Raw genomic sequence first — 23,869 nt, forward strand, 5'->3', positions numbered from 1 at the left:
GGACGCAGGGGCGGCCTGCCGCCGGCGCCCGCTATCATGGCGCGATGGAAACCGTGCATCCGGTGCTGATCGTCGGTGGCGGACTGGTCGGCGCCAGTCTCGCGCTCGCGCTCGATCGCGCGGGGATCGCCGCGGCGATGGTCGAGGCCGCGCCGCCCGGCGCGATGCCGGCGGTGTTCGACCAGCGCAACCTCAGTTTCGCCGACGCGACCGTCAACGCGCTGACCGCGCTCGGCGTGATGCAGCGGCTGCGCGCGCCCGCGGGCGCGATCCGGCGCATCCACGCCAGCCGCAGCGGCGACTTCGGCCGGGTGCTGCTGGATGCGGCCGACTACGGGCGCGACAGCTTCGGCCAGGTCGTGGTGGCGCGCGATTTCGGCGAAGCGCTGGAAGCCCGCCTGGCCGAACTCCCGCACCTGGTCCGCCATCGGCCGGCGCGGTTCCTGGGCTTCGGCGAGACCGCCGACGGCGTGCGCCGGGTCCGCATCGACGACGGCGACGGCGAGCGCGTCCTGCACGCGCGCCTCGTGGTCGCCGCCGACGGCACCGGCAGCCGGGTGCGCGACGCGCTCGGCATCGCGGTCGACGAGCACGACTACCGGCAGCGGCTGTTCGTCGCGCGGCTGCGAACGCGGCGTGCGCCCGAGGGCATCGCCTACGAGCGGCTTGGCGACGACGGCCCCACCGCGCTGCTGCCGCGCGGCGACGGCGCCTGGGGGCTGGTCCACGGCGTCGCCGATGAGGACGCGGATGCGGTGGTGGTGCTGGACGATCGCGCCTTCCTCGACCGCGTGCAGGCCGCGTTCGGCTGGCGTGCGGGACGTTTCGTCGAAGTCGGCGAACGCAGCGTCTATCCGGCCTTGCGCGCGGTGGCGGCGCGCACCACGGCAACGCGCGCGGTGCTCGTGGGCAATGCCGCGCAGAGCCTGCATCCGGTGGGCGCGCAGGGCTTCAACCTCGGCCTGCGCGATGCGCTGACGCTGGCCGAACTGGTGGCGGACGCGGACGATCCGGGCGCGGATGCGCTGCTTGACGCCTACGCCGCGCGCCGGCGCGAGGATCGCGAGCGCACGCTGGCGTTTTCCGACGGGCTGGCGCGCCTCACCGCCAACCGCGCCTCCGTGCTGCGCCCGCTGCGCAGCCTCGGCCTGCTGGCGGTGGACCGCGTGCCGTCGCTGCAGGCGCTGCTTGCCGGCGGCGCGATGGGCTTTCGCGGCGACGTGCCCGCGCTGTGCCGGGCGGGTGCCGCATGAGCCGGCGCGACCTGCACGACGTGGCGGTGGTCGGCGGTGGCGTGGTCGGCGCCGCCTGCGCGCTGGAGCTGGCGGAACTCGGGCTGGACGTGTGCCTGGTCGAGGCCGCGCGGCCGCCGGCGTGGTCGTCGGCGCAGCCGGACCTGCGGGTGTACGCGCTGGCGTCGGACAACGTCGCGCTGCTCGAAACGCTTGGTGCATGGACACCGGTGCGCGAGGCGCGCGCGCAGCCGTACCGGCGGATGCGGGTCTGGGACGCGGCCGGCGGCGATCCGATCAGCTTCGACGCCGACGCGCTCGCGCGCACCGAGCTGGGCTGGATCGTCGAACACGGCCTGCTGGTCGACGCCCTGTGGCAGGCGCTGCCGCGCAGTCGCATCCGCCTGGCCTGCCCGGCGCGCGTCGAGGCGCTGGAGCAGGACGCGGCCGGCGTGCAGCTGCGGCTCGACGATGGCACCCGCGTCGCCGCGCGCCTCGCCATCGCCGCCGACGGCGCCGCCTCGCCGCTGCGGCGGTTGGCCGGCATCGCGGCCGAGGCCCATGACTACGCGCAGCAGGGCATCGTCGGATACGTGCAGGTCGAGCGCCCGCACGAGGCGACCGCCTGGCAGCGTTTCCTGCCGACCGGGCCGCTGGCGCTGCTGCCGTGGACGGACGGGACCTGCTCGATCGTCTGGACCCTGCCCAACGACGAGGCCGCGCGCGTGCTGGCGCTCGACGACGCCGCGTTCGCGCGCGCCATCACCACCGCCTTCGACGCGCGGCTCGGCACACTGCGACCGACGAGCAGGCGCGTCGCCTTCCCGCTGCAGCGCCAGCTCGCCGCCACCCAGCACGCCGGCCGCGTGCTGGTGATCGGCGACGCCGCGCACGCGGTGCATCCGCTGGCCGGGCAGGGCGTGAACCTCGGCCTGCGCGATGTGTCCGCGCTGCGCGACAGCGTGCGCGAGGCGCAGCGGCGACGCGTGGCCTGGGATGCGTCGCACCGGCTCGCGCGCTGGGCGCGGGCGCGGCGCAGCGAGAACACGGTCGCCGCTTACGCGTTCGACGGCATCAACCGCCTGTTCTCGAACGACGCCATCGCGCCGACGCTGCTGCGCGGACACCTGCTCGGCCTCGCCGGCCGGATGCCGCCGCTGGTGGACCTGTTCCGGCGGCGCGCCGCCGGCGGCTGACGGGCGTCAGCTCGCCACCGCTTTGCCGCCGCGCAGGCGCTTGAACAGCGTCACCGCGCCCACCACGATCGTGCCCGCGACGATGCCCACCGCGGCGTTGATCAGCATCGGCGTCAGCGCGCCGAGCACCGCGCCGACACCGGGGACCTGCGAGGCGTCCGTCGCCGCGTGCCGGACCCACTCGTTTACCACGTGGAAGCCGTGGGTGAGGATGCCGCCGCCGACCAGGAACATCGCCGCGGTGCCGGCCACCGCCAGGCCCTTCATCAGCCACGGCGCCATGCGCAGGATGCCGGTGCCGATCGCGCGCGCGAAGCCGCTGACGCTGCGGCTCAGGTACAGGCCGAGGTCGTCGAGCTTGACGATGCCCGCGACCAGTCCGTAGACGCCGACCGTCATCAGCACCGCGATCCCGGCCAGCACCCCGAGTTGCACCGCGAACGGCTTGCCGGAGACCGTGCCCAGCGAGATGACGATGATCTCTGCCGAGAGGATGAAATCGGTGCGGATGGCGCCCTTGATCTTGTCCTTCTCGATCGCGACGAGGTCCTCGTCCGGCCTGGCCAGCGCCGCGGCGTGCGCGGCGTGGCGGGCGTCGTCCTCCTGCTTGTCGTGCAGGAACTTGTGCAGCAGTTTCTCCACGCCCTCGTAGCACAGGAACAGGCCGCCGGCCATCAGCAGCGGCGTCACCGCCCACGGTGCGAAGGCGCTGATCGCCAGCGCCGCGGGCACCAGGATCAGCTTGTTGACCGCCGAGCCCTTCGCCACCGCCCACACCACCGGCAGTTCGCGATCGGCGCGCACACCGCTGACCTGCTCGGCGTTGAGCGCGAGGTCGTCGCCGAGCACGCCGGCGGTCTTCTTCGCGGCGACCTTGGTCATCACCGACACGTCGTCGAGGATGGTGGCGATGTCGTCGAGCAGGACGAGGAGGCTGGAGGCCATGCGGGGGCGTCGGTCGGGGGCGGAGGGCGGCAGATTGTAGGGGCGCGGCCGTCGGTTGGCGTCAAGACGCCGTCGTCAGCGCGCCAGCGCCCAGGCGGCGAGGCAGAACGACAGCGCCGCGACGGTGGTCGCGACCAGGGTCACGCGCTGGGCCAGCGCCAGCCGGCGCTCCATCCGCTCCGCGCCGAGCTGCAGCGCCTGCATGGCCTGCTGCATGTCGCGGGCGAGCTTGGCGATGGAGTCGGCGTTCTGGCTCGCGGCATCCTGGAGTTCGACGATCTGGGTGTCGACGACGTCCAGGCGCAGGCGCTGGCTGTCGTCGGGAAGCGGCGGCGTACGCGTGAACATCGGCCGCGCGAGGCGGATGATCTCCGGCAGGTAGGGAGCGACGACGGTGATCCAGCTGGCGGCCATGTCCGGTTCCTTGATTCGGGAATTTGTGATTGGTGATTGGTGATTCGGGAGAAGCGCAACAGCCTGTCATCCCGAGCGAAGCGAGGGATCTCGCCTTGCCTGGAAGGGAAGCAGATCCCTCGCTGCGCTCGGGATGACATGGTTTGGCTTTCCGATTCCCGAATCACCAATCACCAATCACGCTGTCGCAAAGACCGTGATTTCTTCGCGATCGTGGTAGAGCTGTTTTGCACGGATTTCGAGCGGCCTGCCGGCGGTGTCGCGGAACAGGTCGAGGCAGAGCCGCGTTTCCTGCCAGCGCTTCTTCATCGGCAGCTTGAGGTTGAAGACCGCGTGCCGGCACCAGCCGTCGCGGAACCACTCGCCCATGCGGCGGGCGACGCGCGAGGGTTGTTCGACCATGTCGCAGACCATCCAGTCCAGCGGCCGCTGCGGTTGCCAGCGGAAGCCATCGGCGCGCAGGTGCTCGACCAGGCCGGTGTCGAGCACGTGCGGGCGCAGCGGGCCGTTGTCGATCGCGCTGACGCGCAGGCCGTGGCGGGCGAGGATCCAGGTCCAGCCGCCGGGCGCCGCGCCCAGGTCGGCCGCGGTCATGCCGGGGCGCAGCAGTTCGCGGCGCTGCGCGTCGTCGAGCAGGCAGGCCAGCGCTTCCTCGAGCTTGAGCGCGGAGCGCGACGGCGCGTCGGCGTGCAGCTTCAGCCGCGGCACGCCGAGCGGCCATGGTGCGGTGGCGGCGGGGTCCGCGCGCGCGAGCAGGGCATGATCGCCGGCGACGAAGCAGACGTGCAGGCGCGGCAGAAGCGGTTCGTCGCGCGCGGCGAGCAGGCCGCGCTTGCGCAGGGCCGGGCGCAGCGCGTTGCCGAAGCTGCGCGCCAGCCCCGACAGCGGCTTGCCGGCATCGGAATCGGGATGCTCGACCCACAGCGCGCCGAACGGCGGCGCTGCCGCCGGCGTGCCGGTCGCGGCGACGATCGCCTCGAGCATCGGCGTGATCCGGTCGCGCGGATCGAGGTCGCGCAGTTCCGCGAACAGCGCGACCGACTGGCGCGCGAACACCAGGTCCCGCCAGGGCAGGCGCGCGGACAGCGCGTCGTCGTCGGCGAGGAACAGTACGTAGCCTTCCCCGCGCGTGGCGCGCGCGTATCCGGCGATGCCCGCGTCCGCGGCGCGATCGCCGAGTTCGGCCGCGAGGTCGGGCTCGAAGCCGGCGCGGCAATAGCACAGCAGGCCGTTCATGCGGCAGGCTGCATCCGACCTGTAGGAGCGCCTTCAGGCGCGATGCTTTTGAGTCGGGGCCCGGGAAGCAAGCGCATCGCGCCTGAAGGCGCTCCTACAGGATCTGACGCGGGCAAGGGCATCAGTAGCGCCCGGCGTCGGATTCGCCGTAGCGGCGCAGCACCTCGCGCGCCGCGTCGCGGTGCAGGTCGCGCACCACCTCGATGCCGCGGCGCTGCAGTTCGCCGACCCAGTCGGCCGGCAGCGGGCCCTCGTCGAACGGCGTGAGCGCTTCCACGTCCTCCGAGCGCGCGCCGATCAGCAGCCGGTCGATGCCGGCCCAGACGGTGGCGCCGTAGCATTGGCAGCAGGGCTGCGACGAGGTGGCGAGCACGAAGCGGCCGATAGGGTTGTCATCGAGGTCGCGGTTCAGGCGCGCGCGCTGCAGCCGCTGCTGCGCCAGCATGTACGCCATCGTCTCGGCGTGCGCGACCGAGCAGCTCTGCGGCAGCACGCGGTTGACGCCGATCGAGACGATGCGGTCGTCGTCGGCATTGAACACCGCCGCGCCGAACGGCCCGCCGCTGGCGGCCTCGATGTTGAGCCGCGACAGTTCGATCGCCAGCGCGACCTTGGCCTCGTCGCCGGGATAGGCGCGCGTCGCGTCGACGTGCTCGTGCACCCAGGCCGGAAGCGTCAGGTGGACCTGCGCGTAGAGCATCAGCGATCCGCCTCCAGCGGGCCGGCGGCCGGCTGGCAGCGACCCTGCACGCAGTCGCAGGCCTGGATGTCCCGCCAGCCGCAGACCGAGGACATCCCCGTGCGCGCGCATTCGGCGCGCACCGCGTCCGGGTCCACCGGGCTGTCCTTGTTGACGCAGGCGGGGAAGTAGCCGCAGCAGTTGCCGACGTTCTTCACCGCGCAGTCGCCGGCGACCTTGCAGGAGAAATCGGGCGAGTCGGCGCCGATGCGCGCGACGCCCGACACCTGCGGCGCCGGCGTCGGCCCGGGCGCGGGCGCGGCGTCGGACACCGGTGCGGCGCAGGCCGCGAGCAGCAGCGCGAGCAGCGTGGACGGCAGCAGGGTGGCGATGCGCATCCGGTGTCTCCTCAGGATTTGTCGGCCCAGGTGTCGCGCAGGGACACGCTGCGGTTGAACACCGGCGCGTCGCCGCGATGGTCGCGGCGGTCGGCGACGAAATAGCCCAGGCGCTCGAACTGGAGCGACTGCTCCGGCGCGGCGGCGGCGGCGGCGGGTTCGACGTAGCCGCGCACGCTGCGCTTCGAGTCCGGGTTGAGGTGGTCGCGGTAAGTCTTGCCTCCGCTTTCATCGTCGGGATCGGCGACCGAGAACAGGCGGTCGTAGAGGCGGATCTCGGCTTCGACCGCGTGCTTCGCGCTCACCCAGTGGATCGTGCCCTTGACCTTGCGGTTCGCGCCCTCCATGCCGGGGCGCGATTCGGGGTCGAGCCAGCCGCGCAGTTCCACCACGTTGCCGGCGGCGTCTTTCACCACTTCATCCACGCGCGCGATGCCGGCGCCGCGCAGGCGCACTTCGCCGCCGGGCACCAGTCGCTTCCAGCCCTTGGGCGGGACCTCGGCGAAGTCCTCGCGCTCGATCCACAGCTCGCGCGAGAACGGCACCTCGCGCGTGCCGAAGGCTTCGTCCTTGGGATGATTGGCGAACACCAGCGTTTCCTCGTGGCCTTCGGGCAGGTTGGCGAGCACGAACTTCAGCGGGTCGATCGCCGCCATGCGCCGCGGCGCGTGCGCGTCGAGGTCGTCGCGCAGCGCGCCTTCCAGCACCGAGAAGTCGATCACCGAGTTCTGCTTGCTGATGCCGACGCGGTCCACCAGCAGCCGCAGCGACGCCGGCGTGTAGCCGCGGCGGCGCAGGCCCTGCAGGGTCGGCATGCGCGGATCGTCCCAGCCGTCGACCAGGCCGTCGCCGACCAGCGCCACCAGCTTGCGCTTGCTCATCACCGTGTAGTTGATGTTGAGCCGCGAGAACTCGATCTGCCGCGGCTTGGCGGCGACGTTCGGCAGGCCCTTAGCGGTCAGCGGCGCCAGCAGTTCGGGCGAGTGGGCCAGGTCGACCTTGTCCACGCACCAGTCGTACAGCGGCCGGTGGTCCTCGAACTCCAGCGTGCACAGCGAATGGGTGATGCCCTCGATGGCGTCGCCCAGGGCGTGGGCGATGTCGTACATCGGGTAGATGCACCAGCCCTCGCCGGCGATCGGGTGCGGCATGTGCTTGATCCGGTACAGGGCCGGGTCGCGCAGGTTGATGTTGCCGCTGGCCATGTCGATCTTCGCGCGCAGGGTGCGAGCGCCGTCGGGGAATTCGCCGGCGCGCATGCGGCGGAACAGGTCGAGGTTCTCCTCGACCGACCTGTCGCGGTAGGGCGAATTGCGACCCGGTTCGGTCAATGTGCCGCGGTATTCGCGCACCTGCTCGGCGGTCAGGTCGCAGACGAAGGCGTCGCCCTGGGCGATCAGCTTCTCGGCGGCGAGCGCGTAGACCTCGAAATAGTCCGAGGCGTGGCGCAGTTCGGCCCAGTCGAAGCCGAGCCAGCGCACGTCGTCCTGGATCGCCCGGACGAACTCCGGGTCCTCCCTGGCCGGGTTGGTGTCGTCGAAACGCAGGTTGCACACGCCGCCGAATTCCTCGGCGATGCCGAAGTCCAGGCAGATCGCCTTGGCATGGCCGATGTGCAGGTAGCCGTTGGGCTCGGGCGGGAAACGGGTCCGGATGGCCGCGTGTTTCCCGTTCGCGAGGTCGTCGCGGACGATCTGGCGGATGAAGTCGTTGCGGGCGGCCGACGCGGCGGCGTCCGGGGAGGCCGCAGGCCCGCGGGCAGCCGGAGGGGGACTGGTCATGAAGCGCTTTGGGGGCAAAACGACAGTGTAGCCGAGCCGGCGCCGGCCTCCCCCGGGCCCTTCCCGGAGGCCTTGTCGAGGCTTCCCGGGCGTTCTTCGGCCCCGGAGATGGCGGATAATGTGACGTACGACAGGCTTTGGCGGCATGGAGTTTGCTTCAGCAGTAGAAGGGGCAGGAGAGCCAGGATGTCTGGAGGCAGTCACATCGCCGGGCGGTTGCCCGTGCCGCGGTTGCGTCGATCCCCGCCGGGTCACCGGCCGGGCCGGCGCCGTGGATGCACGCCGATGGCGACAGCGGGGGGCGTGCCCTGAACTCCCGCCCGCGCAGCGCCGATGGCGCCCACCACGAGGGACTGATCGCGGTCTGCCTGGCGCTGCTGCTGGGCCTGTTCGCCGTGGCCGTCGCCGGGGTGGTGCCGCAGGAATCGGGTGTCGCGGTGGCGATCGGCACGCCGGTGGCGACATCGGCCGACGTCGAGGGCCTTCCGCTGCGATCCGCGGAAGGCGGACGCACGTCGGCGACATTGCTGCGCTTCGACCTGCCCGAGGGCGGTGGGGACGGCTCGCGCTGGGTGGTGCGGGTGGAGCGCAACGCGGTCGAGTCGGTCTGGCTGCAGCGCGGCCAGTGGCGCAGCCGGCAACTGGGGTTCTTTTCGCCCGACGGGAGCGAAGGCGTGCTGCCGAGCAGTTACGTGTTCCCCCTGCCCGCGGGTTGGACCGGCCCGGTCGAGGTCGAGCTGCATGCGCTGGGCAGCGTGCGGCGCACCCTGCATCCCCGGGTGATGAGCGAAACCCAGGCAACGCGCCTGGAGCAGTACGGGGTGGCCGCCAGCGCGATGATCTACGCCAGCCTGTTCACCATCGGCCTGCTGGCGCTGGCGCTGTTCTCGGCCGCGCGCGACCGGCTGTTCCTCGCGCTGTTCGCCTTCACCCTGGTGGCGCTGCTGACGATGGCGGCGGTCAACGGCCACCTGTACCAGTTGCCCGGGCTGCGCGCGTTCGCGTTCTGGCGGCTGCAGGGCGTGAGCGCGCTCGCGCTGCTGCTGTGCGCGGCCTGGCTGCAGATGCTGCTGCAGTACGCGGACGCGAACCAGGAGCGCCCGTTGCGCAAGCGCATCGTCGACTACGCATCGCTGGGGCTGGTGGCGGTGGCCGCGGTCTGCCTGCTCAACGTGCCGCAGGTGGCCATCGTGCTGCAACACGTGCAGATCGTGCTGTTCAGCCTGGCCCTGCTGCTGGGCCTGGGGATCCTGGTCGACGCCGCGCGCCGTCGCGTGCTGATGGCGTGGCCGCTGGCGGTGATGGCGGTGCTGACCCTGGTCGGCGTGGTGATGGTCGAACTGTCCACGCGCGGCCACCTGCTCGACACCGTGCTGATCCGCTACGGCTACCAGATGGGCAGCGTGGTGGGCGTGGCGATCCTCTCGGTCGGCCTGATCGGCCGCATCGGCGAATACCGCCACCAGCGCGATCGCGAACTGCTCGCGCGCGCCGACACCGAGCGCCGCATGCAGCGCGAGGCCGCCCGCTCCGACCTCGTGGCCGAACTGCAGGCGAAACTGCGCATGTTGCCGGTCGGGGACACCCAGTGGACGGCGTTCCGCCTGCTGCTGGATCGCCTGATGCCGCTGCTGCCGGTCGAACGCTGCGTAGTCGCGGCCCGGGGCTACCACGGCCACGACCTGCTGGTGGTCGATCCGGTCGAGTGCATGGAGCCGGTTAAGACGCAGGTCGGCAAGCGCGAGCTGGCGCTGAAGCGGCAGGCCGCCAACGCCATCGCGCTGCAGCAGCCGGTGACGGTGGAGGGGCAGCCGTCGATCGTCGCGATCGAGGCGGTGGTGCCGCTGCAGATCCGGGCGCCGGCCTGGGGCGTGCTGCTGCTGCAGCGCGCGGGCGCCGACGGCTTCACCACCGAGGAACTGTCGCTCGCCTCCGATTTCGCGCGGTTGACCCTGCTGCACGTCGACCAGGCGGTGGCGGCGGTGAACCTGCGCCGCTCGGCCGAACTCGACGCACTGACCGGCAGCCTCAACCGGCGCACGATCGACCAGTGGCTGGCGCGGACCTTCAGCGAGGGCGCGCGCGAGCAGCAGCCGGCCTCGATCCTGTTCATCGACCTCGACCATTTCAAGTCGGTCAACGATCGCCACGGCCACGCCTGCGGCGACTTCTGCCTGCGCAACGTGGCGATGGCGCTGCGCGGCGCGCTGTCCGAAGGCGACCTGTTCGGCCGCTACGGCGGCGAGGAGTTCATCGCCATCCTGCCCGGCCGCAGCGGCGCGGCCGCGCGCGTGATCGCCGAACAACTGCGCATGGCGGTGGAGAACCTGCACCTGGACTGGAGCGGCCAGCCGCTGCGGCTGACGGTCAGCGTCGGCGTCGCCACCCGGCTCGAGCACGAGGAAACGCCGGACGCCGCGCTCGAACGCGCCGATCGCGCGCTGTATTCGGCCAAGGCCCATGGCCGCAACTGCGTGCAGGTGGCGCCGGCGGTCTTCAGCTAGGCGCGGTTGGGCGAGGGTAGCCCCGACCTACGGATTCGTTTGCCGGAGTGACAGGGCCGCCCGGGTTGAAGCGCCGCCGGACGGCCGCACATCGGAGGCAGTCCTTCGGAGCGACGACGATGATCGGAATCGGTGCCTGGAAACAGCGCCTGCCGCAGCCGGGCGAGGCCCTGCCCGGGCGCGCGGAGGAAATGCCGCTGCGCAATCGCCACCATGTGCTCGGCGCGCCGCTGCGCGACGCCTTCGAGGGGCTTTCGCGGGTGCAGTTCGGCATGGGCTGCTTCTGGGGCGCGGAGCGCAAGTTCTGGTCGCTGCCGGGCGTGGCCACGACGGCGGTCGGCTATGCCGGCGGAGCCACGCCCAACCCGACCTATCGCGAGGTCTGCTCCGGCCAGACCGGCCACGCCGAGGTCGTGCTGGTGGTGTACGACGCCGCGAAGCTGCCGTTTGCGACCCTGCTCAAGGCATTCTGGGAGAACCACGACCCGACCCAGGGCATGCGCCAGGGCAACGACGTCGGCACCCAGTACCGCTCCGTCGTCCATTGCGACAGTCAGGACCAGTACGCGCAGGCGCTGCACAGCCGCGACGCGTTCGGGCAACGCCTGCGCGAGGCGGGCCTCGGCGACATCACCACCGACATCGTGTTCCCGGCGCCGACGTTCTTCTACGCCGAGGATGAGCACCAGCAATACCTGTCGAAGAATCCCGCGGGCTACTGCGGCCTCGGCGGCACCGGGGTCAGCTGTCCGGTCGGCATCGCCGGCTGAAGCCGGTAGGGCCGCGCGAATCGGCCGCGGCACCTGCAGGCGCGCCTTCAGGCGTTCCCACAACCGCATCGGCGCGTCAGCGCGTCGCGATCGCGCAGACGTAGACCAGTTCGCAGGCGCCGTTGCCGGTGTCGTCGCGCGACAGGGAACTGCGCCAGCGCCAGCCGTCGGGCGCGTCGACCTGCACCAGCCAGCCGTCGATGCGCACCGTGTCGTCCCTGCGGACCGCGCGCAGCGCACGGGCCACCTCCGGGCTCGACGGGATCATGTGCATGTTGGCGCTGCTGCGGACGATTTCGGGCGGCGGCAGCGGCGGTTCGCCGCGCCATCGGTAGCGGTACCAGCGCGAGGACTGGCTGATGTCCAGGCGCGCGAGCACCGCGTCGTCGCGCATGCGCTGCCAGCCGAGCGCGAGGTCGGTCGGCGAGAAGTCGGCTTCGCGGCCGATGGAATAGTCCTCGCGCGAGAGCACGCGCGCCTCGATGCGAAAGCCCGCCAGCGGCGTCAGCGTGCCGGCCTGCAGGCGGAAGGGCTGCAGGTCCCGCGGCACGCCGGTCTGCAGCGGGCCGGCGGTGGGATCGGCGGCGGTCGGCAGCGGGCAAGCGATGTCCGCACCGGGAATCGCCGCCGGCGCGGCAGGCGTGCGCGGCGAGTACGGCGAGAACCACCAGCCGATCGCGCCGAGCAGCAGCCCGGCCAGCGCCAGCGCGCGCAGCGACATGCGGGGTCAGTGCCCGCCCGGGTGGACTTCGGTGACGCGCAGGCGCAGCGTGCGGCCCTGCGGCGTGTTCCAGTCGATCGACTGGCCGACCGCTAGCCCGAGCAGGGCGCTGCCCACCGGCGCCAGGATCGAGACCTTGCCGGCGCCCGCGTCGGCCTCGTGCGGGAAGACCAGGGTGAGCTGGTGGCGCTCGCCGCTGTTGTCGTCGACGCACTCGACCCGCGAATGCATGCCGACCACGCCGGCGGGCATGTCGGCGTCGTCGACGATCTCGGCGCGGGCGAGTTCGCCGAGCAGGGCCTCGGCGGTGGCGTCGTGCTGCCATTGCGGCGCATCGAGCAGGGCTTCCAGGCGCGCGGCGTCGCGGCGCGAAACGACGATCGAAGGCGGCAGGCCGCTGGCTGGGGTGGTCATGTCGGTGTCTCCTTGTGAGGGGGCCGCGGCGGCGAGGGCCGCGCCCAAAGAAAAACGGACGGCGCGTCCGGCGCGTCGCCCGCTTCGTGGTGGGAGCTACCGTAGCGCTCCGGCCGCGGGGCTTCAAGGGGGCCCGGCCTGGCGCTCCGACGGCAGGCGCGCTTCGGGCGCGGTTGCTTCCGGGGGGAGATGGAGGGCGGCCGAAGGCCCTTGCGCCGCCAGCCGGTCAGAGCATGTCCGGCGGAGGCGCGTGGCGCGCGCGCGCGGTGGCGGCCATGGGGTTGGCCAGCAGCTCCGGGGGCAGGGCGCGGAACGTCGCCGCCAGCCGGCCGAGGAAGTCCGACATCGCCGAACTGCGCCGCCAGAACATCGCGATCCGCCGGCTCGGCTGCGCGCCGCTGAACGACAGCAGGCGGATGTTCGGCGGGTGCGCCACCGGGGGCTGCACCGCCAGCGCCGGCAGCAGGGTGATGCCGACGTTGGCGGCGACCATCTGCCGCAGCGTCTCCAGGCTGGTGGCGCGGAACTCGGTCTTCTCGTGCGCGCCGGCGAGCTGGCACACGTCCAGCGTCTGCCGGCGCAGGCAGTGGCCGTCCTCGAGCAGCAGCAGGTTTTCCTGCGCCAGGTCGTCGATGGTCAGCGCGCCGCGCTGCGCCAGCCGGTGCGGCTCCGGCACGGCGAGCAGGAACGGCTCTTCGAACAGGTATTCGTGGTGCAACTGGTCGTCGTGCAGCGGCAGGGCGAGGATCGCGGCGTCGAGCCGGCCGTCGCGCAGCCGCGCCAGCAGTTCGTCGCTCTTCTCCTCGACCAGCAGCAACTGCAGGTCGGGGAAGCGCTCGCGGATCGGCGGCACCATGTGCGGCAGCAGGTAGGGGCCGAGGGTGGGGAAGATGCCCAGCCGCACCACGCCGGCCTCGGGCCGCTGGCTGCGGCGCGCGGCTTCCTTCATCTGCTCGATTTCCGACACCACCCGGCGCGCGCGCTCGACGATCTCCACCCCGATCGGCGTCAGCATCACCTTGCGCGGCGCGCGCTCGATCAGCGACACGCCGAGTTCATCCTCGAGCTTGCGGACCTGGGTCGACAGCGTCGGCTGGCTGACGAAGCTGGCCGCGGCCGCGCGGCCGAAATGGCGGTGGTCGGCGACCGCGATCAGGTACTTGAGGTCGCGCAGGTTCATGCGTCAGGGGCCTTCGCGTAGCGTGTTCCAGACCCGTTCGCGAATGCCGCGGCCCATGGTCATTCCGACCCCGGACCTGATCCGGGGGAGGAATCCCGCCTTGGGGCAGATCTCTCGCTGCGCTCGAGATGACAAGGAGGGAGCCATCGCGCTAGGCCGCCTGCGCTTCCACCGGCTCGACCGGCGCCGAGGCGCGGATCAGGTGGTCGAACGCGGCCAGCGCCGCCTTCGAGCCTTCGCCCATCGCGATCACGATCTGCTTGTACGGCACCGTGGTGCAGTCGCCGGCGGCGAACACGCCCGGCACGCTGGTCTGGCCGCGGTCGTCGACGAGGATCTCGCCGCGCGGCGACAGCTCGACCGTGCCCTTGAGCCATTCGGTATTGGGCAGCAGGCCGATCTGCACGAACACGCCCTCCAGTTCGATCCGGTGCGCATCGCCGCCGGCACGATCCTTGTAGACCAGGCCGGTGACCCGGCTGCCGTCGCCCAGCACTTCGGTGGTCTGCGCCGAGACGACGATACGGACGTTCTTCAGGCTGCGCAGCTTGCGCTGCAGCACTTCGTCGGCGCGCAGCTTCGCGTCGAACTCGACCAGGGTGACGTGGCCGACGATGCCGGCCAGGTCGATCGCCGCCTCGACCCCGGAGTTGCCGCCGCCGATCACCGCCACGCGCTTGCCCTTGAACAGCGGGCCGTCGCAGTGCGGGCAGTAGGCCACGCCCTTGTTGCGGTACCGGTCCTCGCCGGGCACGCCGATCTGCCGCCAGCGCGCGCCGGTGGAGAGGACGATGGTCCTGGACTTCAGCGAGGCGCCGTTCTCCAGCTTCACCTCGACCAGGCCGTCGGCGCCGGCCGGCACCAGCTGCGTCGCGCGCTGCAGGTCCATCACGTCGACGTCGTACTCGCGCACGTGCTGCTCCAGCGCCGCGGCGAGCTTCGGCCCTTCCGTGTGCTGCACCGAGATGAAGTTCTCGATCGCCATGGTGTCGAGCACCTGGCCGCCGAAGCGCTCGGCGGCGACGCCGGTGCGGATGCCCTTGCGCGCGGCGTAGATCGCCGCCGCGGCGCCCGCGGGACCGCCGCCGACCACCAGCACGTCGAATGCGTCCTTGTTCGCGATCTTCGCCGCCTCGCGCCTGGCCGCGCCGGTGTCGAGCCGGGCGACGATCTGCTCCAGCGTCATCCGGCCCTGGTCGAAGGGCTCGCCGTTGAGGAAGATCGTCGGCACCGACATGACCTCGCGCGCGTCGACCTCGCCCTGGAACAGCGCGCCGTCGATGGCGACGTGCGAGATGTTGGGGTTGAGCACCGCGGCCAGGTTCAGCGCCTGCACCACGTCCGGGCAGTTCTGGCACGACAGCGAGTAGTAGGTCTCGAAGCGGAACTCGCCTTCGAGGTTCGCCACCTGCTCGATCAGTTCGGCGCCGGCCTTGGACGGATGCCCGCCGACCTGCAGCAGCGCCAGCACCAGCGAGGTGAACTCGTGGCCCATCGGCAGGCCGGCGAAGCGGACCTGGATGTCGTGGCCGGGCGAGGTCAGCGCGAACGAGGGCGTGCGCTCGCCGTCGTCGCGGCGCAGCTCGACGGTGATCCTGTCGGACTGGCTGCGGATGTCTTCCAGCAGTTCCAGCATCTCCTTCGACTTTTCGCCATCGTCCACGGACGCGAGGATCGCGACCGGGCGCTGCAGTCGTTCGAGATAGGCCTTGAGCTGGGTCTTGAGGTCGTGGTCGAGCATGGGGGCGACTCCTGTGGGGAGGGAGGCGGGGCGTGCACGGAAGCGGATCGGAGCCGACGCGGGCCGTGGCTGGCCGGGCGGGAGGGAGAGGGATGCGCCCGGCGGGCTGGGCCGTGCATCGGCTCCGATCCGCTCCCGCGCCGCAAGATGCGGCACGGGGCGGGGAACGGCGGTGGCGCGGTGGATCAGATCTTGCCGACCAGGTCGAGCGACGGCTTGAGCGTCTTCTCGCCTTCCTTCCACTTGGCCGGGCAGACTTCGTTCGGGTGCGCGGCGACGTACTGCGCGGCCTTGAGCTTGCGCAGGGTCTCGGTGACGTCGCGGGCGATGGCGTTGTCGTGGATCTCGACGGTCTTGACCACGCCTTCCGGGTTGATCACGAAGGTGCCGCGCAGGGCCAGGCCTTCTTCCTCGATGTGCACGCCGAAGGCGCGGGTCAGCTGGTGGGTCGGGTCGCCGACCAGCGGGAACTGGGCCTTGCCCACCGCGGCGGAGGTCTCGTGCCACACCTTGTGCGAGAAGTGGGTGTCGGTGGTGACGATGTAGACCTCGGCGCCCAGCTTCTGGAACTCGGCGTAGTGGTCGGCGGCGTCCTCGACCTCGGTCGGGCAGTTGAAGGTGAAGGCGGCCGGCATGAAGATCAGGACCGACCACTTGCCCTTCAGGCTGGCGTCGGTGACTTCGATGAACTCGCCGTTCTGGTAGGCGGAGGCCTTGAACGGCTGGATTTCGGTGTTGATCAGGGACATGGAGCACCTCGTTGGAGTGGGAGCGCGGCATTCGATCCAGTGATCGGATCGATGGAGAAATGATAGATTGAGACTATTGATTTGTGAAATCGAATGAAATTATATATTCGATTGATAAAATCGATCAAAATGGGCGCATTTCCCCGGTTTCCGGGCCATGAATACGCTTGCAATCGATTTTGCGCTGCAGCATATTCAACCCATGCGCTGCAGTCTGGCGCGGTGGCCGGGAAGGCATCGGGCTGGGGCAGGGCAGGGTTTCGGACCGCGCGTCGCAGACGCCGATCCAGCCGAGTTCCGTATCCGTTTCCTCCCTCCCACACGTGGTACGGAATCTTTGAAGGCGGCTTCGGCCGCCTTCATTTTTTTGTGCTTCGGGCTTGCCCTACGATGCCGCGATGCCGTCACCGCCGCTCCCCCCGACCGTCCGCAGCCTGCTCGAGACCGCGCGCCGGCGGGTCGACCCGTCCGAAGCCGAATGGCTGCTCGCGCACGCGTTGGGGCAGCCGCGCAGCTGGCTCTACGCCCACGGCAGCGACGGCGTGGCCGACGCCGATGCCGCCCGGTTCGAGCACCTGCTCGCCCGGCGCCAGGCGGGCGAGCCCGTCGCCTACCTCTGCGGCCGCCGCGGCTTCTGGACGCTCGACCTCGCCGTCACCCCCGACACCCTGATCCCGCGCCCGGAGACCGAGCGGCTGGTCGAACTCGCGCTGGCGCGGCTGCCCGCCGACCGCGACCTGCAGCTGGCCGACCTGGGCACCGGCAGTGGTGCGATCGCGCTGGCGCTGGCCAGCGAGCGCCCGCGCGCGGCGGTGGTGGCCACCGACGCCAGCGCCGCCGCGCTCGCGGTCGCGCGCGCCAATGCGCAGGCCGCCGGCCTGGCCAACGTCAGCTTCCACCTCGGCGACTGGTTCGGCGCCGTGCAGGGGCGCCGCTTCAACCTGGTCGCCAGCAACCCGCCCTACATCGCCGAGGGCGACCCGCACCTGTCGCAGGGCGACCTGCGCCACGAACCGCCGCTGGCGCTGTCCTCGGGCCGCGACGGCCTCGACGCGATCCGCGCCATCATCGCCGCCGCGCCCGCGCACCTGCGGCCGGGCGGCTGGCTGCTGTTCGAGCACGGCTGGACGCAGGGCGAGGCGGTGCGTGCGCTGCTGCACGCGGCGGGCTTCGTCGACGTCGCCACCCACCGCGACCTCGAAGACCGCGACCGCGTCACCCTGGGCCGCCTGCCGGACTGAAGGGGGATCTGCCGGCTAGACTGTGGACACATCCTCCTGTCCAGGGCGACGCCATGCGCACGCTGTACCCCGAGATCGAACCCTTCGACACCGGCACGCTGCAGGTCGACGATCGCCACGCGCTGTATTACGAGCAGTGCGGCAACCCGAAGGGCAAGCCGGTGGTCCTGCTGCACGGCGGTCCGGGCGGCGGCTGCAACGCCAAGATGCGGCGCTTCCACGATCCGGCGAAGTACCGCATCGTGCTGTTCGACCAGCGCGGTTCCGGCCGCTCCACGCCGCACGCCGACCTCGTCGACAACACCACCTGGGACCTGGTGGCCGACATCGAGAAGCTGCGCGAGACGCTCGGCATCGAGCGCTGGCAGGTCTTCGGCGGCTCCTGGGGCTCGACCCTGGCGCTGGCCTACGCCCAGGCGCACCCGCTGCGCGTGACCGAACTGGTGCTGCGCGGCATCTTCATGCTGCGCCACTGGGAGCTGCAGTGGTTCTACCAGGAAGGCGCGTCGCGATTGTTCCCCGAGCCGTGGGAGCATTACATCGCGGCGATTCCCGAAGACGAGCGCGGCGACCTGGTCAGCGCCTTCCACAGGCGCCTGACCTCGGACGACGAAGCCACCCGGCTCGCCGCCGCGCGCGCGTGGAGCGTGTGGGAAGGCGCGACCTCGTTCCTGCACGTCGACCAGGACTTCGTCAGCGGACACGAGGACGCGGCGTTCGCGCTCGCCTTCGCGCGCATCGAGAACCACTATTTCGTCAACAAGGGCTTCTTCGAGGTCGACGACCAGCTGCTGCGCGACGCCTACCGCATCGCCGGCATCCCCGGGGTGATCGTGCATGGCCGCTACGACGTGGTCTGCCCGGTGCAGAACGCCTGGGACCTGCACAAGGTCTGGCCCAAGGCGGAACTGGTGATCACGCCGGCCTCCGGGCATTCTGCGTTCGAGGCGGAGAACACCGACGCGCTGGTGCGGGCGACCGACGCGTTTGCGTGAGGGGGCGATGCAGGGAACGGCTTGGCGCAGCAGGGCCGCGTAAAGATGAAGAGCGCCGCAAGGGACAACCCAAAGTGTCGTCATCCCGGCGAAAGCCGGGATCCATTTTGCCGTTGCGGTTGCCTTTGCATGGGCTGCAACAGTCAAAGGCAGAATCAAAATGGATCCCGGCTTTCGCCGGGATGACGACTGAAAACGGGATGACGACTGTGGGCCGGATGGCGACTGAAAGCGGGACGACTGAAAAGCGTCAACGCGTGGCGAACGCATCCTGGAGCGAGGCGAACAATCGCGCCAGCCGTTCCGCCCATGCGTCCTGTCCGCGCGCGTCGGCGATCAGGTCCTGGCGGATCTCCAGCTCGACGTGCGGCAGTTCGCGGCGTTCGGCGTGGACCGGGATTGCGTAGTCGGTCGCGTCGCTGACCCGGTAGGGCTCGTTGTCGCCGACCACGAGGTCGCCTTCCCCGCGCAGCAGCGCCAGCAGGGCATGCGCGAAGCGCGGGTCGCGCTGGTACAGCACGCCCGCCTGCCAGGGGCGGTCGTGGCCGTTCATCGACGGCGTGAAGCTGTGCATGGCGACCAGGATCGTCGGCCGACCTTCGCGCGCGCGGCGGTCGAGTTCGGCTTCGATGCGCGCGTGGTAGGGCGCGAAGATCCCGTCGATGCGGCGACGGCGCTCGCGTTCGTCGAGGTCCGCGTTGCCGGGGATGACGGTGCCGTCGCTGACGGCCATGATCGAACCGGGCGCGTCCAGCGGCCGGTTGCAGTCGATCACCAGCCGCGAATAGGTCTGCGCGATCGCGCAGGCGTCGAGTCGTTCGGCCAGCCGCGCCGTGGTGCCGGCGATGCCGATGTCCCAGCCGATGTGGCGGTCGAGTTCGGCCTGCGCCAGGCCGAGCCGGGCGAGCGCCGCCGGAACCGCCTGGCCGGCGTGGTCGGCGATCAGCAGGAACGGCGAACGCCCGTCGGGCCGCAGCACGGTGAACGGCGCGGGATCGGCGGGCGAGAGCAGGGGCTCGACGGGCGCCGCCACGTCAGCTGCGCCGCGAGCCGTCCGGGTTGTGGTCGATCATCCACAGTCCGGCCCACAGCTTGAGGTCGAGTTCGTAGCCCTCGCGATGTTTCTGCATCAGCCATGCGGGCGCCTGGCTGCGCGGCACGGCGTGCACGACGATGTTCTCGTCGTCGACGCCGCCACCGTCGCCGACGCGCTTCAGGTCCAATGCGCGGGCGAAGGCGATGCGCTCGTTGCTCATGCCCGAGGAGGTCGGGCCGACCAGCAGCACGTCGACGCGCCCGGCCTCCCAGCCGGTTTCCTCGATCAGTTCGCGCCGCGCCGCCGATTCCAGCGTGTCTTCGTCGTGGTCGTCGCCGACCAGGCCCGCCGGCATCTCGATCGTGCGCGCGCCCAGCGGCACGCGGTACTGGTCGACGAACAGCACCTCGTCGTCGGGCGTCACCGCGATCACCAGCACCGCCAGGCCGTCGCGCCCGTGCGTGCGTTCGCACGACTCCCAGTGGCCGCGCCGGACCAGGCGCAGCCATTCGCCCTGGTACAGCAGTTCCGCGTCTTCTGCAGGTGTGTTCATGGCCCGGATGGTAACCCCGGTGCGTGTCATTGCGCCGGCGCGTAGTCCAGCCCCGCGGCGGCATGCAGCCGGCGCCGGGTCAGCGGACCGAAGCGCAGCCGCTCGCACAGCGACAGCAGCGCGTCGGCATCGACGGCGGTGCGCGCGAATGCGGGCGCGGCGGCGCCGAGCGGGGCCTCGAGCGAAATCGTGGTCAACTGCCGGCACAGCAGCGCCTGCTCGCGATGCAGGCGCAGCCGCACGGTCGCCTGCGCCGCGCCGCGCAGGCGCAGGAAGGCGACTTCGTCGACGCGCTCGAGCAGCGCGTCGAGGCTGCCGAAGTGCGACAGCAGCACCGCCGCGGTCTTGGCGCCGATGCCGGGCACGCCCGGGATGTTGTCGACCGCGTCGCCGCACAGCGCGAGGTAGTCGGCGATCTGCCGCGCCTCGACGCCGTGGCGCGCTTTCACCCCGGCCGCGCCCCAGCGCTGGCCGCGGGCGAAGTCCCACTGCTCGTCGTGCGCGTCGAGCAGCTGCGACAGGTCCTTGTCGGCCGAGACGATCACGCCGCGGTGTCCGTGCGTGCGGGCGGCGTGCAGGGCGCTGCCGATCAGGTCGTCGGCCTCGTACTCACCATGCGCGAGCACGTTCAGCCCCAGCGCTTCGCCCAGCGCCTTGCAGTGCGCGAACTGGCGCTTGAGCTCCTCCGGCGCCGGCGGGCGGTTGGCCTTGTACGCCGGGTACAGCGCGTTGCGAAAGCAGCTGTCGAGCGCCTCGTCGAAGGCCACGGCGATGTGCCGGGGCCGCTCGCGCTCCAGCAGTTCGAGCAGGAAGCGGGCGAAGCCGTGCACGGCGTTGGTCGGCTGGCCGTCGGCGTCGCGGAACTCGTCGGGCATCGAATGCCAGGCGCGGAAGACGTACAGGCTGGCGTCGACCAGGTACAGCGGCGCGCGCGATGGCGCGGCGGGGGTCGTCTCAGCGCTCACAGCGCGAGGTCGGTCAGCAGCGCCGCCGGGTCGGGTCGCTCGCGTTCCGGCGCTTCCAGCTGCGGCGTGCCGATGTGGATGAAGCCGGCGACGCGCTCGTGCGCGGCGACGCCCAGCAACCGCCGCGCCTGATCGTCGTAGGCGGGCCAGCCGGTGATCCAGTTCGCGCCGAAGCCCAGCGACTGTGCCGCCTGCAGCAGCGCGAAGCACACGCAGCCGGCGCTCAGCAGGCGCTCCTGTTCGGGGATCTGGGCGTCGTCCGGGTCCAGCACCGCGATCACCGCGACCACCAGCGGCGCATGGGTGAAGCGCTGGCGGTCCTTGTCGACGACGGCGCTGCCGGCCGCCGGATCGCGCTGCAGGGTGAGCGCGGCCAGGGCCTCGCCCAGCCGCGCACGGGCGTCGCCCTGGATGCGCAGGAATCGGAACGGCACGCGCTTGCCGTGGTCGGGCACGCGCACGGCCGAGCGCAGCATGCGCAGCAGGGTGGCGTCGTCGGGTCCGGGTTCGCCGAGCTGGCGCGCGGGCACCGAGCGACGAAAGTCCAAGGGGATCAAGGCGCTATCGGGAGTATTTGCGGATGCAGTCACAGACCTGTAGCCGGTTGCAGGGAATGATGTGAAGGCGATTCGACCTTGCGCATTGTCCCCCCAAAATGACGCTCCGTGCCGTTCCGACAGGTTTGCAGCCGGGCCGGGCCAGTGCCCTGCACGCGCCCGCACGCGTACTTGAATCATTGAAACATGAGGCCGTGACCGGACTCGGCGGCGTGCTGTCGGGCTTCTGGAGCGGGATCGAGGAGCAGGTGCGGCTGGCCGCGCTCGCCGGGCACGACTACATTGCCGTGCAGGAGGACCGCGTCGCGGTGATGGCGCTCAGCCATCGCGCGCTGGAGCTGGCCACGCGCTTCCGCGAATCGATCGAGAAGGAGTTCGCGCGCTGGGAGGCTCCCGCCGACGCGCCGCAGCGCGAGCGCTCGCTGACGCTGATGTCGGAGTCCGAGCTGGAGATCCACCTCGCCGGCCAGCAGATCACCGAACTGCTCGACCACCAGTTCCTGCATCCGCTGGCGCAGCTCGACGAGCGCCTGCGCCAGCTGTCGGCCGCGCTCGGCAACACCCGGCGGCGGCCGAATCCGCTGCGCCCGGAAGTGCCGGTCACCGCGTTCGTCGCGCTGTTCGCCGCCGACGACCTGACCAGCGGCCTGCGCTCGATGGTGTTCCAGCAGTTCGACAAGCGCCTGCCGAAGGTGCTGGGCGAGCTGTACGACAAGACCAACGCCATCCTCGACGCGGCGTCCTTCAGCGCCAGCGCGCCCGCGCGCGCGCATGCGGGCGGGTCCGCATCGGCGGGTCGCGCGCCGGTCGCGCGCGGCGGCGAGGCGGACGGCGAATGGGTACCCGATGGTGGCACCGTGCCGCACCTGGCCGGATCGGGCGCGGGTGACGGCGTGCCGCAGGCCCGCGACGAAGGCGCGCGCGCCGGCGCGGAAGCGATCAACGACGCCGGCGAAACCGCCGCGACCGGCCGCGTGCGCGAGCAGGTGGTCGCCGAAGCGCTCGCCAGTGGCCGTCCGCTGCGCTACCGCGACCTCGTCCGCGACCAGCTGCGCGCCTGGCGCGCGCGCGAACCGGGCGAGGCGCAGGTTTCGGGCGACGGCGGACAGGCGGCGGACATGCCGGAAGCCGGTGTCGCGGCGGATGCGGCGCCCGGCACCGGCGGGCACGTCCTCGACACGGCCGAACTGCTCAATCTCGCCTCGCTGCTGCAGGGCGACGACCCGGCGCCGTTCGAGAAGGTCCTGGCCGGCGAGGATGCGCGGCCGCTGGCCGACGCGATCCGGCACGCGCTGCTCAGCGGCGTGCGCCAGATCGGCTTCGATCCGGCCAACACCCGTTTCAGCAGCGACGAGGAGGACGCGATCGACCTGATCGGCATCCTGTTCCAGTCGCTGTTCGACGCCAACGACCTGGTCGGCGACGCGCGCCAGATGTACGGCAAGCTCGTGGTCCCCTACCTCAAGGTCGCGCTGACCGACGACTCGCTGTTCAACCGCCGCAGCCACCCGGCGCGGCGGCTGCTCGACGCGGTGACCGAAGCCTGCGACGGCAACGTCGGCAGGACGCCGCAGGATCAGGAGACGCTCAACCAGGCCGGGCACGCGGTCGACCGCGTGGTCGGCGAATACCAGGACGACCAGGCGATCTTTGAGCTTGCCGCCGCGGAGCTGCGCGACCACCTCGACCAGCAGCGCCGCCGCGCCGAACTGACCGAGAAGCGGGCCGCCGAGGCGATCCACGGGCGCGAGCGCCTGCAGCAGGCCCGGCGCAGCGCCGCGGGCCTGGTGGCGTCGCGGCTGGCCGACCGGCAGATGACCGCCGCGGTCGCGCATTTCCTCGACCGTCACTGGCGCCACCACCTCACCCAGACCTGGTTGCGCGACGGCCCCGATTCGCAGCGTCACCTGTCGGCGATCAACGTCGGCGACGCGATGGTGCAGGTCGACGCCGACGCGGCCGAGGTGCGCGGCGCGGTCGTCGCCAAGCAGCTCCTCGCACTGCAGGTGCCGCTCGGCGAGTGCTACACCAGCTGCGGCATGGAGGCCACCGCGGCGCGCGACGCGATGGCGCGGATCATCTCCGCGCTGGCGCTGCCCGATACGCCGCGCACGGTGCACCAGCCGCAGGGCGAGGCCGCGGAAGCGGTTGATGACGGCGACGACGACGGCGTGCTCCGCGTCGCCGGCGGCAAGGCCGCGCTGGCGTTCGACCCGGCGATCGCGGCGCGCATGCGTCGCCTGCGCGTCGGCCAGGGGCTGCGGCTGGTCGACGAGGAGGGCCACGAAGGCGCGGGGCGGATCGCCTGGATCAGCCCGCTGACCGGGCGCTTCCTGATCGTCAACCGTCGCGGCGTGCGCAAGACGGTGGTGTCGCCCGAGGAACTGGCGGTGATGGTCGCCGAAGGACGCGCGCAGGTGCGCTCGGTGGATGCGCCGTTCGACGAGGCGATGAAGCAGCTGTGGCAGCGGATCAACGCCGGCCCGGACGACGCGCCGGCCGCCGGCAGGGCCGCCTCCTCGGGCGGCTGACCTGCGCGGCGCCCGGGCCGCGCAGTTGGTA

Annotated in this window: 22 protein-coding genes; 7 read left to right on the top strand and 15 right to left on the bottom strand. The window is 71.5% G+C overall.

Annotated elements, in window-relative coordinates; genetic code table 11:
* Positions 1–44 precede the first annotated feature (44 nt).
* Together ubiH and FQY83_RS07850 are read left to right on the top strand one after the other, a co-directional pair.
* Positions 45–1,253, top strand: coding sequence for a 2-octaprenyl-6-methoxyphenyl hydroxylase (gene ubiH, locus FQY83_RS07845; protein WP_146386810.1), 1,209 nt, complete (start codon positions 45–47; stop codon positions 1,251–1,253).
* Entirely contained in the window at positions 1,250–2,428 is a 1,179-nt protein-coding gene (locus FQY83_RS07850; RefSeq protein ID WP_146386812.1) for an FAD-dependent oxidoreductase, read from the top strand. The genes ubiH and FQY83_RS07850 overlap by 4 nt, the downstream gene beginning before the upstream one ends.
* A gap of 6 nt (positions 2,429–2,434) precedes the next feature.
* On the opposite strand, the gene FQY83_RS07855 is transcribed toward FQY83_RS07850, so the two are convergent.
* From FQY83_RS07855 to FQY83_RS07880, 6 genes are all read right to left on the bottom strand, one after another.
* On the bottom strand, positions 2,435–3,373 hold the full coding sequence (locus FQY83_RS07855) for a DUF808 domain-containing protein (protein WP_146386814.1): 939 nt from the start codon (positions 3,371–3,373) through the stop codon (positions 2,435–2,437).
* A 75-nt stretch (positions 3,374–3,448) separates the two neighbouring features.
* On the bottom strand, positions 3,449–3,787 hold the full coding sequence (locus FQY83_RS07860) for a hypothetical protein (RefSeq protein WP_146386816.1): 339 nt from the start codon (positions 3,785–3,787) through the stop codon (positions 3,449–3,451).
* Between the two features lie 177 nt (positions 3,788–3,964).
* Positions 3,965–5,023: a 23S rRNA (cytidine(2498)-2'-O)-methyltransferase RlmM gene (gene rlmM / locus FQY83_RS07865; RefSeq protein ID WP_146386818.1), complete on the bottom strand. Its 1,059-nt coding sequence runs from the start codon at positions 5,021–5,023 to the stop codon at positions 3,965–3,967.
* A gap of 121 nt (positions 5,024–5,144) precedes the next feature.
* The gene (locus FQY83_RS07870; RefSeq protein WP_146386820.1) at positions 5,145–5,723 is read right to left on the bottom strand and encodes a nucleoside deaminase; all 579 of its coding nucleotides are present in this window, start codon (positions 5,721–5,723) and stop codon (positions 5,145–5,147) included.
* Entirely contained in the window at positions 5,723–6,100 is a 378-nt protein-coding gene (locus FQY83_RS07875; protein WP_146386822.1) for a hypothetical protein, read from the bottom strand. Before FQY83_RS07875 ends, FQY83_RS07870 begins: the two co-directional genes overlap by 1 nt.
* Positions 6,101–6,111: 11 nt before the next feature.
* Positions 6,112–7,881 (bottom strand): glutamine--tRNA ligase/YqeY domain fusion protein, encoded by a 1,770-nt coding sequence (locus FQY83_RS07880; RefSeq protein WP_146386824.1) that lies wholly within the window; start codon positions 7,879–7,881, stop codon positions 6,112–6,114.
* Between the two features lie 275 nt (positions 7,882–8,156).
* On the opposite strand from FQY83_RS07880, the gene FQY83_RS07885 reads away from it, so the two are divergent.
* Positions 8,157–10,385, top strand: a complete 2,229-nt coding sequence (locus tag FQY83_RS07885) for a sensor domain-containing diguanylate cyclase (protein ID WP_146386826.1) — start codon at positions 8,157–8,159, stop codon at positions 10,383–10,385.
* Between the two features lie 119 nt (positions 10,386–10,504).
* Entirely contained in the window at positions 10,505–11,155 is a 651-nt protein-coding gene (msrA, locus tag FQY83_RS07890; RefSeq protein WP_146386828.1) for a peptide-methionine (S)-S-oxide reductase MsrA, read from the top strand.
* Positions 11,156–11,231: 76 nt separating this feature from the next.
* Here msrA and FQY83_RS07895 read toward each other — a convergent pair whose 3' ends face one another.
* The 5 genes from FQY83_RS07895 to ahpC all read right to left on the bottom strand — a co-directional run bounded on the left by FQY83_RS07895 (position 11,232) and on the right by ahpC (position 15,960).
* On the bottom strand, positions 11,232–11,876 hold the full coding sequence (locus tag FQY83_RS07895) for a hypothetical protein (protein ID WP_146386830.1): 645 nt from the start codon (positions 11,874–11,876) through the stop codon (positions 11,232–11,234).
* A gap of 6 nt (positions 11,877–11,882) precedes the next feature.
* The gene (gene rnk / locus FQY83_RS07900) at positions 11,883–12,290 is read right to left on the bottom strand and encodes a nucleoside diphosphate kinase regulator (RefSeq protein ID WP_146386832.1); all 408 of its coding nucleotides are present in this window, start codon (positions 12,288–12,290) and stop codon (positions 11,883–11,885) included.
* A gap of 226 nt (positions 12,291–12,516) precedes the next feature.
* Complete coding sequence (locus FQY83_RS07905) at positions 12,517–13,470, bottom strand: LysR substrate-binding domain-containing protein (RefSeq protein WP_146386834.1); 954 nt, start codon at positions 13,468–13,470, stop codon at positions 12,517–12,519.
* 151 nt (positions 13,471–13,621) lie between these two features.
* Positions 13,622–15,211 carry an alkyl hydroperoxide reductase subunit F gene (gene ahpF / locus FQY83_RS07910; protein WP_146386836.1) on the bottom strand — a complete coding sequence of 530 codons (1,590 nt, stop codon included), beginning with the start codon at positions 15,209–15,211 and terminating at the stop codon, positions 13,622–13,624.
* 185 nt (positions 15,212–15,396) lie between these two features.
* A complete protein-coding gene (ahpC, locus tag FQY83_RS07915) occupies positions 15,397–15,960 on the bottom strand; it encodes an alkyl hydroperoxide reductase subunit C (protein ID WP_146386838.1) in 564 nt (187 codons plus the stop codon).
* 398 nt (positions 15,961–16,358) lie between these two features.
* Here ahpC and prmC point away from each other — a divergent pair, with 398 nt between their 5' ends.
* Both prmC and pip read left to right on the top strand, forming a co-directional pair.
* Positions 16,359–17,201: a peptide chain release factor N(5)-glutamine methyltransferase gene (gene prmC, locus FQY83_RS07920; protein WP_146386841.1), complete on the top strand. Its 843-nt coding sequence runs from the start codon at positions 16,359–16,361 to the stop codon at positions 17,199–17,201.
* Positions 17,202–17,254: 53 nt separating this feature from the next.
* Positions 17,255–18,196: a prolyl aminopeptidase gene (gene pip / locus FQY83_RS07925; RefSeq protein ID WP_146386843.1), complete on the top strand. Its 942-nt coding sequence runs from the start codon at positions 17,255–17,257 to the stop codon at positions 18,194–18,196.
* A 250-nt stretch (positions 18,197–18,446) separates the two neighbouring features.
* Here the strand turns inward: pip and FQY83_RS07930 are convergent, their stop codons facing one another.
* From FQY83_RS07930 to FQY83_RS17760, 4 genes are read right to left on the bottom strand one after another with little or no spacing between them, the layout of a single operon-like run.
* Positions 18,447–19,229, bottom strand: coding sequence for an N-formylglutamate amidohydrolase (locus FQY83_RS07930; protein WP_146386846.1), 783 nt, complete (start codon positions 19,227–19,229; stop codon positions 18,447–18,449).
* A 1-nt stretch (position 19,230) separates the two neighbouring features.
* The gene (locus FQY83_RS07935; RefSeq protein WP_146386848.1) at positions 19,231–19,785 is read right to left on the bottom strand and encodes an NUDIX hydrolase; all 555 of its coding nucleotides are present in this window, start codon (positions 19,783–19,785) and stop codon (positions 19,231–19,233) included.
* 26 nt (positions 19,786–19,811) lie between these two features.
* Positions 19,812–20,750: a 5'-3' exonuclease gene (locus tag FQY83_RS07940; protein WP_238333444.1), complete on the bottom strand. Its 939-nt coding sequence runs from the start codon at positions 20,748–20,750 to the stop codon at positions 19,812–19,814.
* Complete coding sequence (locus FQY83_RS17760) at positions 20,747–21,340, bottom strand: nitroreductase family protein (RefSeq protein ID WP_238333445.1); 594 nt, start codon at positions 21,338–21,340, stop codon at positions 20,747–20,749. Before FQY83_RS17760 ends, FQY83_RS07940 begins: the two co-directional genes overlap by 4 nt.
* A gap of 65 nt (positions 21,341–21,405) precedes the next feature.
* On the opposite strand from FQY83_RS17760, the gene FQY83_RS07950 reads away from it, so the two are divergent.
* Complete coding sequence (locus tag FQY83_RS07950) at positions 21,406–23,838, top strand: DUF1631 family protein (RefSeq protein WP_146386852.1); 2,433 nt, start codon at positions 21,406–21,408, stop codon at positions 23,836–23,838.
* Positions 23,839–23,869: the final 31 nt, after the last annotated feature.

It is taken from the genome of Luteimonas marina (assembly GCF_007859325.1).
In the GTDB taxonomy this organism is placed as follows: domain Bacteria; phylum Pseudomonadota; class Gammaproteobacteria; order Xanthomonadales; family Xanthomonadaceae; genus Luteimonas; species Luteimonas marina.

Bases quoted from the DNA above. Each gene is read 5' to 3' on its own strand.
- ubiH (WP_146386810.1), top strand. From the start codon at position 45: ATGGAAACCGTGCATCCGGTGCTGATCGTCGGTGGCGGACTGGTCGGC.
- FQY83_RS07850 (WP_146386812.1), top strand. From the start codon at position 1,250: ATGAGCCGGCGCGACCTGCACGACGTGGCGGTGGTCGGCGGTGGCGTG.
- FQY83_RS07855 (WP_146386814.1), bottom strand. From the start codon at position 3,373: ATGGCCTCCAGCCTCCTCGTCCTGCTCGACGACATCGCCACCATCCTC.
- FQY83_RS07860 (WP_146386816.1), bottom strand. From the start codon at position 3,787: ATGGCCGCCAGCTGGATCACCGTCGTCGCTCCCTACCTGCCGGAGATC.
- rlmM (WP_146386818.1), bottom strand. From the start codon at position 5,023: ATGAACGGCCTGCTGTGCTATTGCCGCGCCGGCTTCGAGCCCGACCTC.
- FQY83_RS07870 (WP_146386820.1), bottom strand. From the start codon at position 5,723: ATGCTCTACGCGCAGGTCCACCTGACGCTTCCGGCCTGGGTGCACGAG.
- FQY83_RS07875 (WP_146386822.1), bottom strand. From the start codon at position 6,100: ATGCGCATCGCCACCCTGCTGCCGTCCACGCTGCTCGCGCTGCTGCTC.
- FQY83_RS07880 (WP_146386824.1), bottom strand. From the start codon at position 7,881: ATGACCAGTCCCCCTCCGGCTGCCCGCGGGCCTGCGGCCTCCCCGGAC.
- FQY83_RS07885 (WP_146386826.1), top strand. From the start codon at position 8,157: ATGCACGCCGATGGCGACAGCGGGGGGCGTGCCCTGAACTCCCGCCCG.
- msrA (WP_146386828.1), top strand. From the start codon at position 10,505: ATGATCGGAATCGGTGCCTGGAAACAGCGCCTGCCGCAGCCGGGCGAG.
- FQY83_RS07895 (WP_146386830.1), bottom strand. From the start codon at position 11,876: ATGTCGCTGCGCGCGCTGGCGCTGGCCGGGCTGCTGCTCGGCGCGATC.
- rnk (WP_146386832.1), bottom strand. From the start codon at position 12,290: ATGACCACCCCAGCCAGCGGCCTGCCGCCTTCGATCGTCGTTTCGCGC.
- FQY83_RS07905 (WP_146386834.1), bottom strand. From the start codon at position 13,470: ATGAACCTGCGCGACCTCAAGTACCTGATCGCGGTCGCCGACCACCGC.
- ahpF (WP_146386836.1), bottom strand. From the start codon at position 15,211: ATGCTCGACCACGACCTCAAGACCCAGCTCAAGGCCTATCTCGAACGA.
- ahpC (WP_146386838.1), bottom strand. From the start codon at position 15,960: ATGTCCCTGATCAACACCGAAATCCAGCCGTTCAAGGCCTCCGCCTAC.
- prmC (WP_146386841.1), top strand. From the start codon at position 16,359: ATGCCGTCACCGCCGCTCCCCCCGACCGTCCGCAGCCTGCTCGAGACC.
- pip (WP_146386843.1), top strand. From the start codon at position 17,255: ATGCGCACGCTGTACCCCGAGATCGAACCCTTCGACACCGGCACGCTG.
- FQY83_RS07935 (WP_146386848.1), bottom strand. From the start codon at position 19,785: ATGAACACACCTGCAGAAGACGCGGAACTGCTGTACCAGGGCGAATGG.
- FQY83_RS07950 (WP_146386852.1), top strand. From the start codon at position 21,406: ATGACGCTCCGTGCCGTTCCGACAGGTTTGCAGCCGGGCCGGGCCAGT.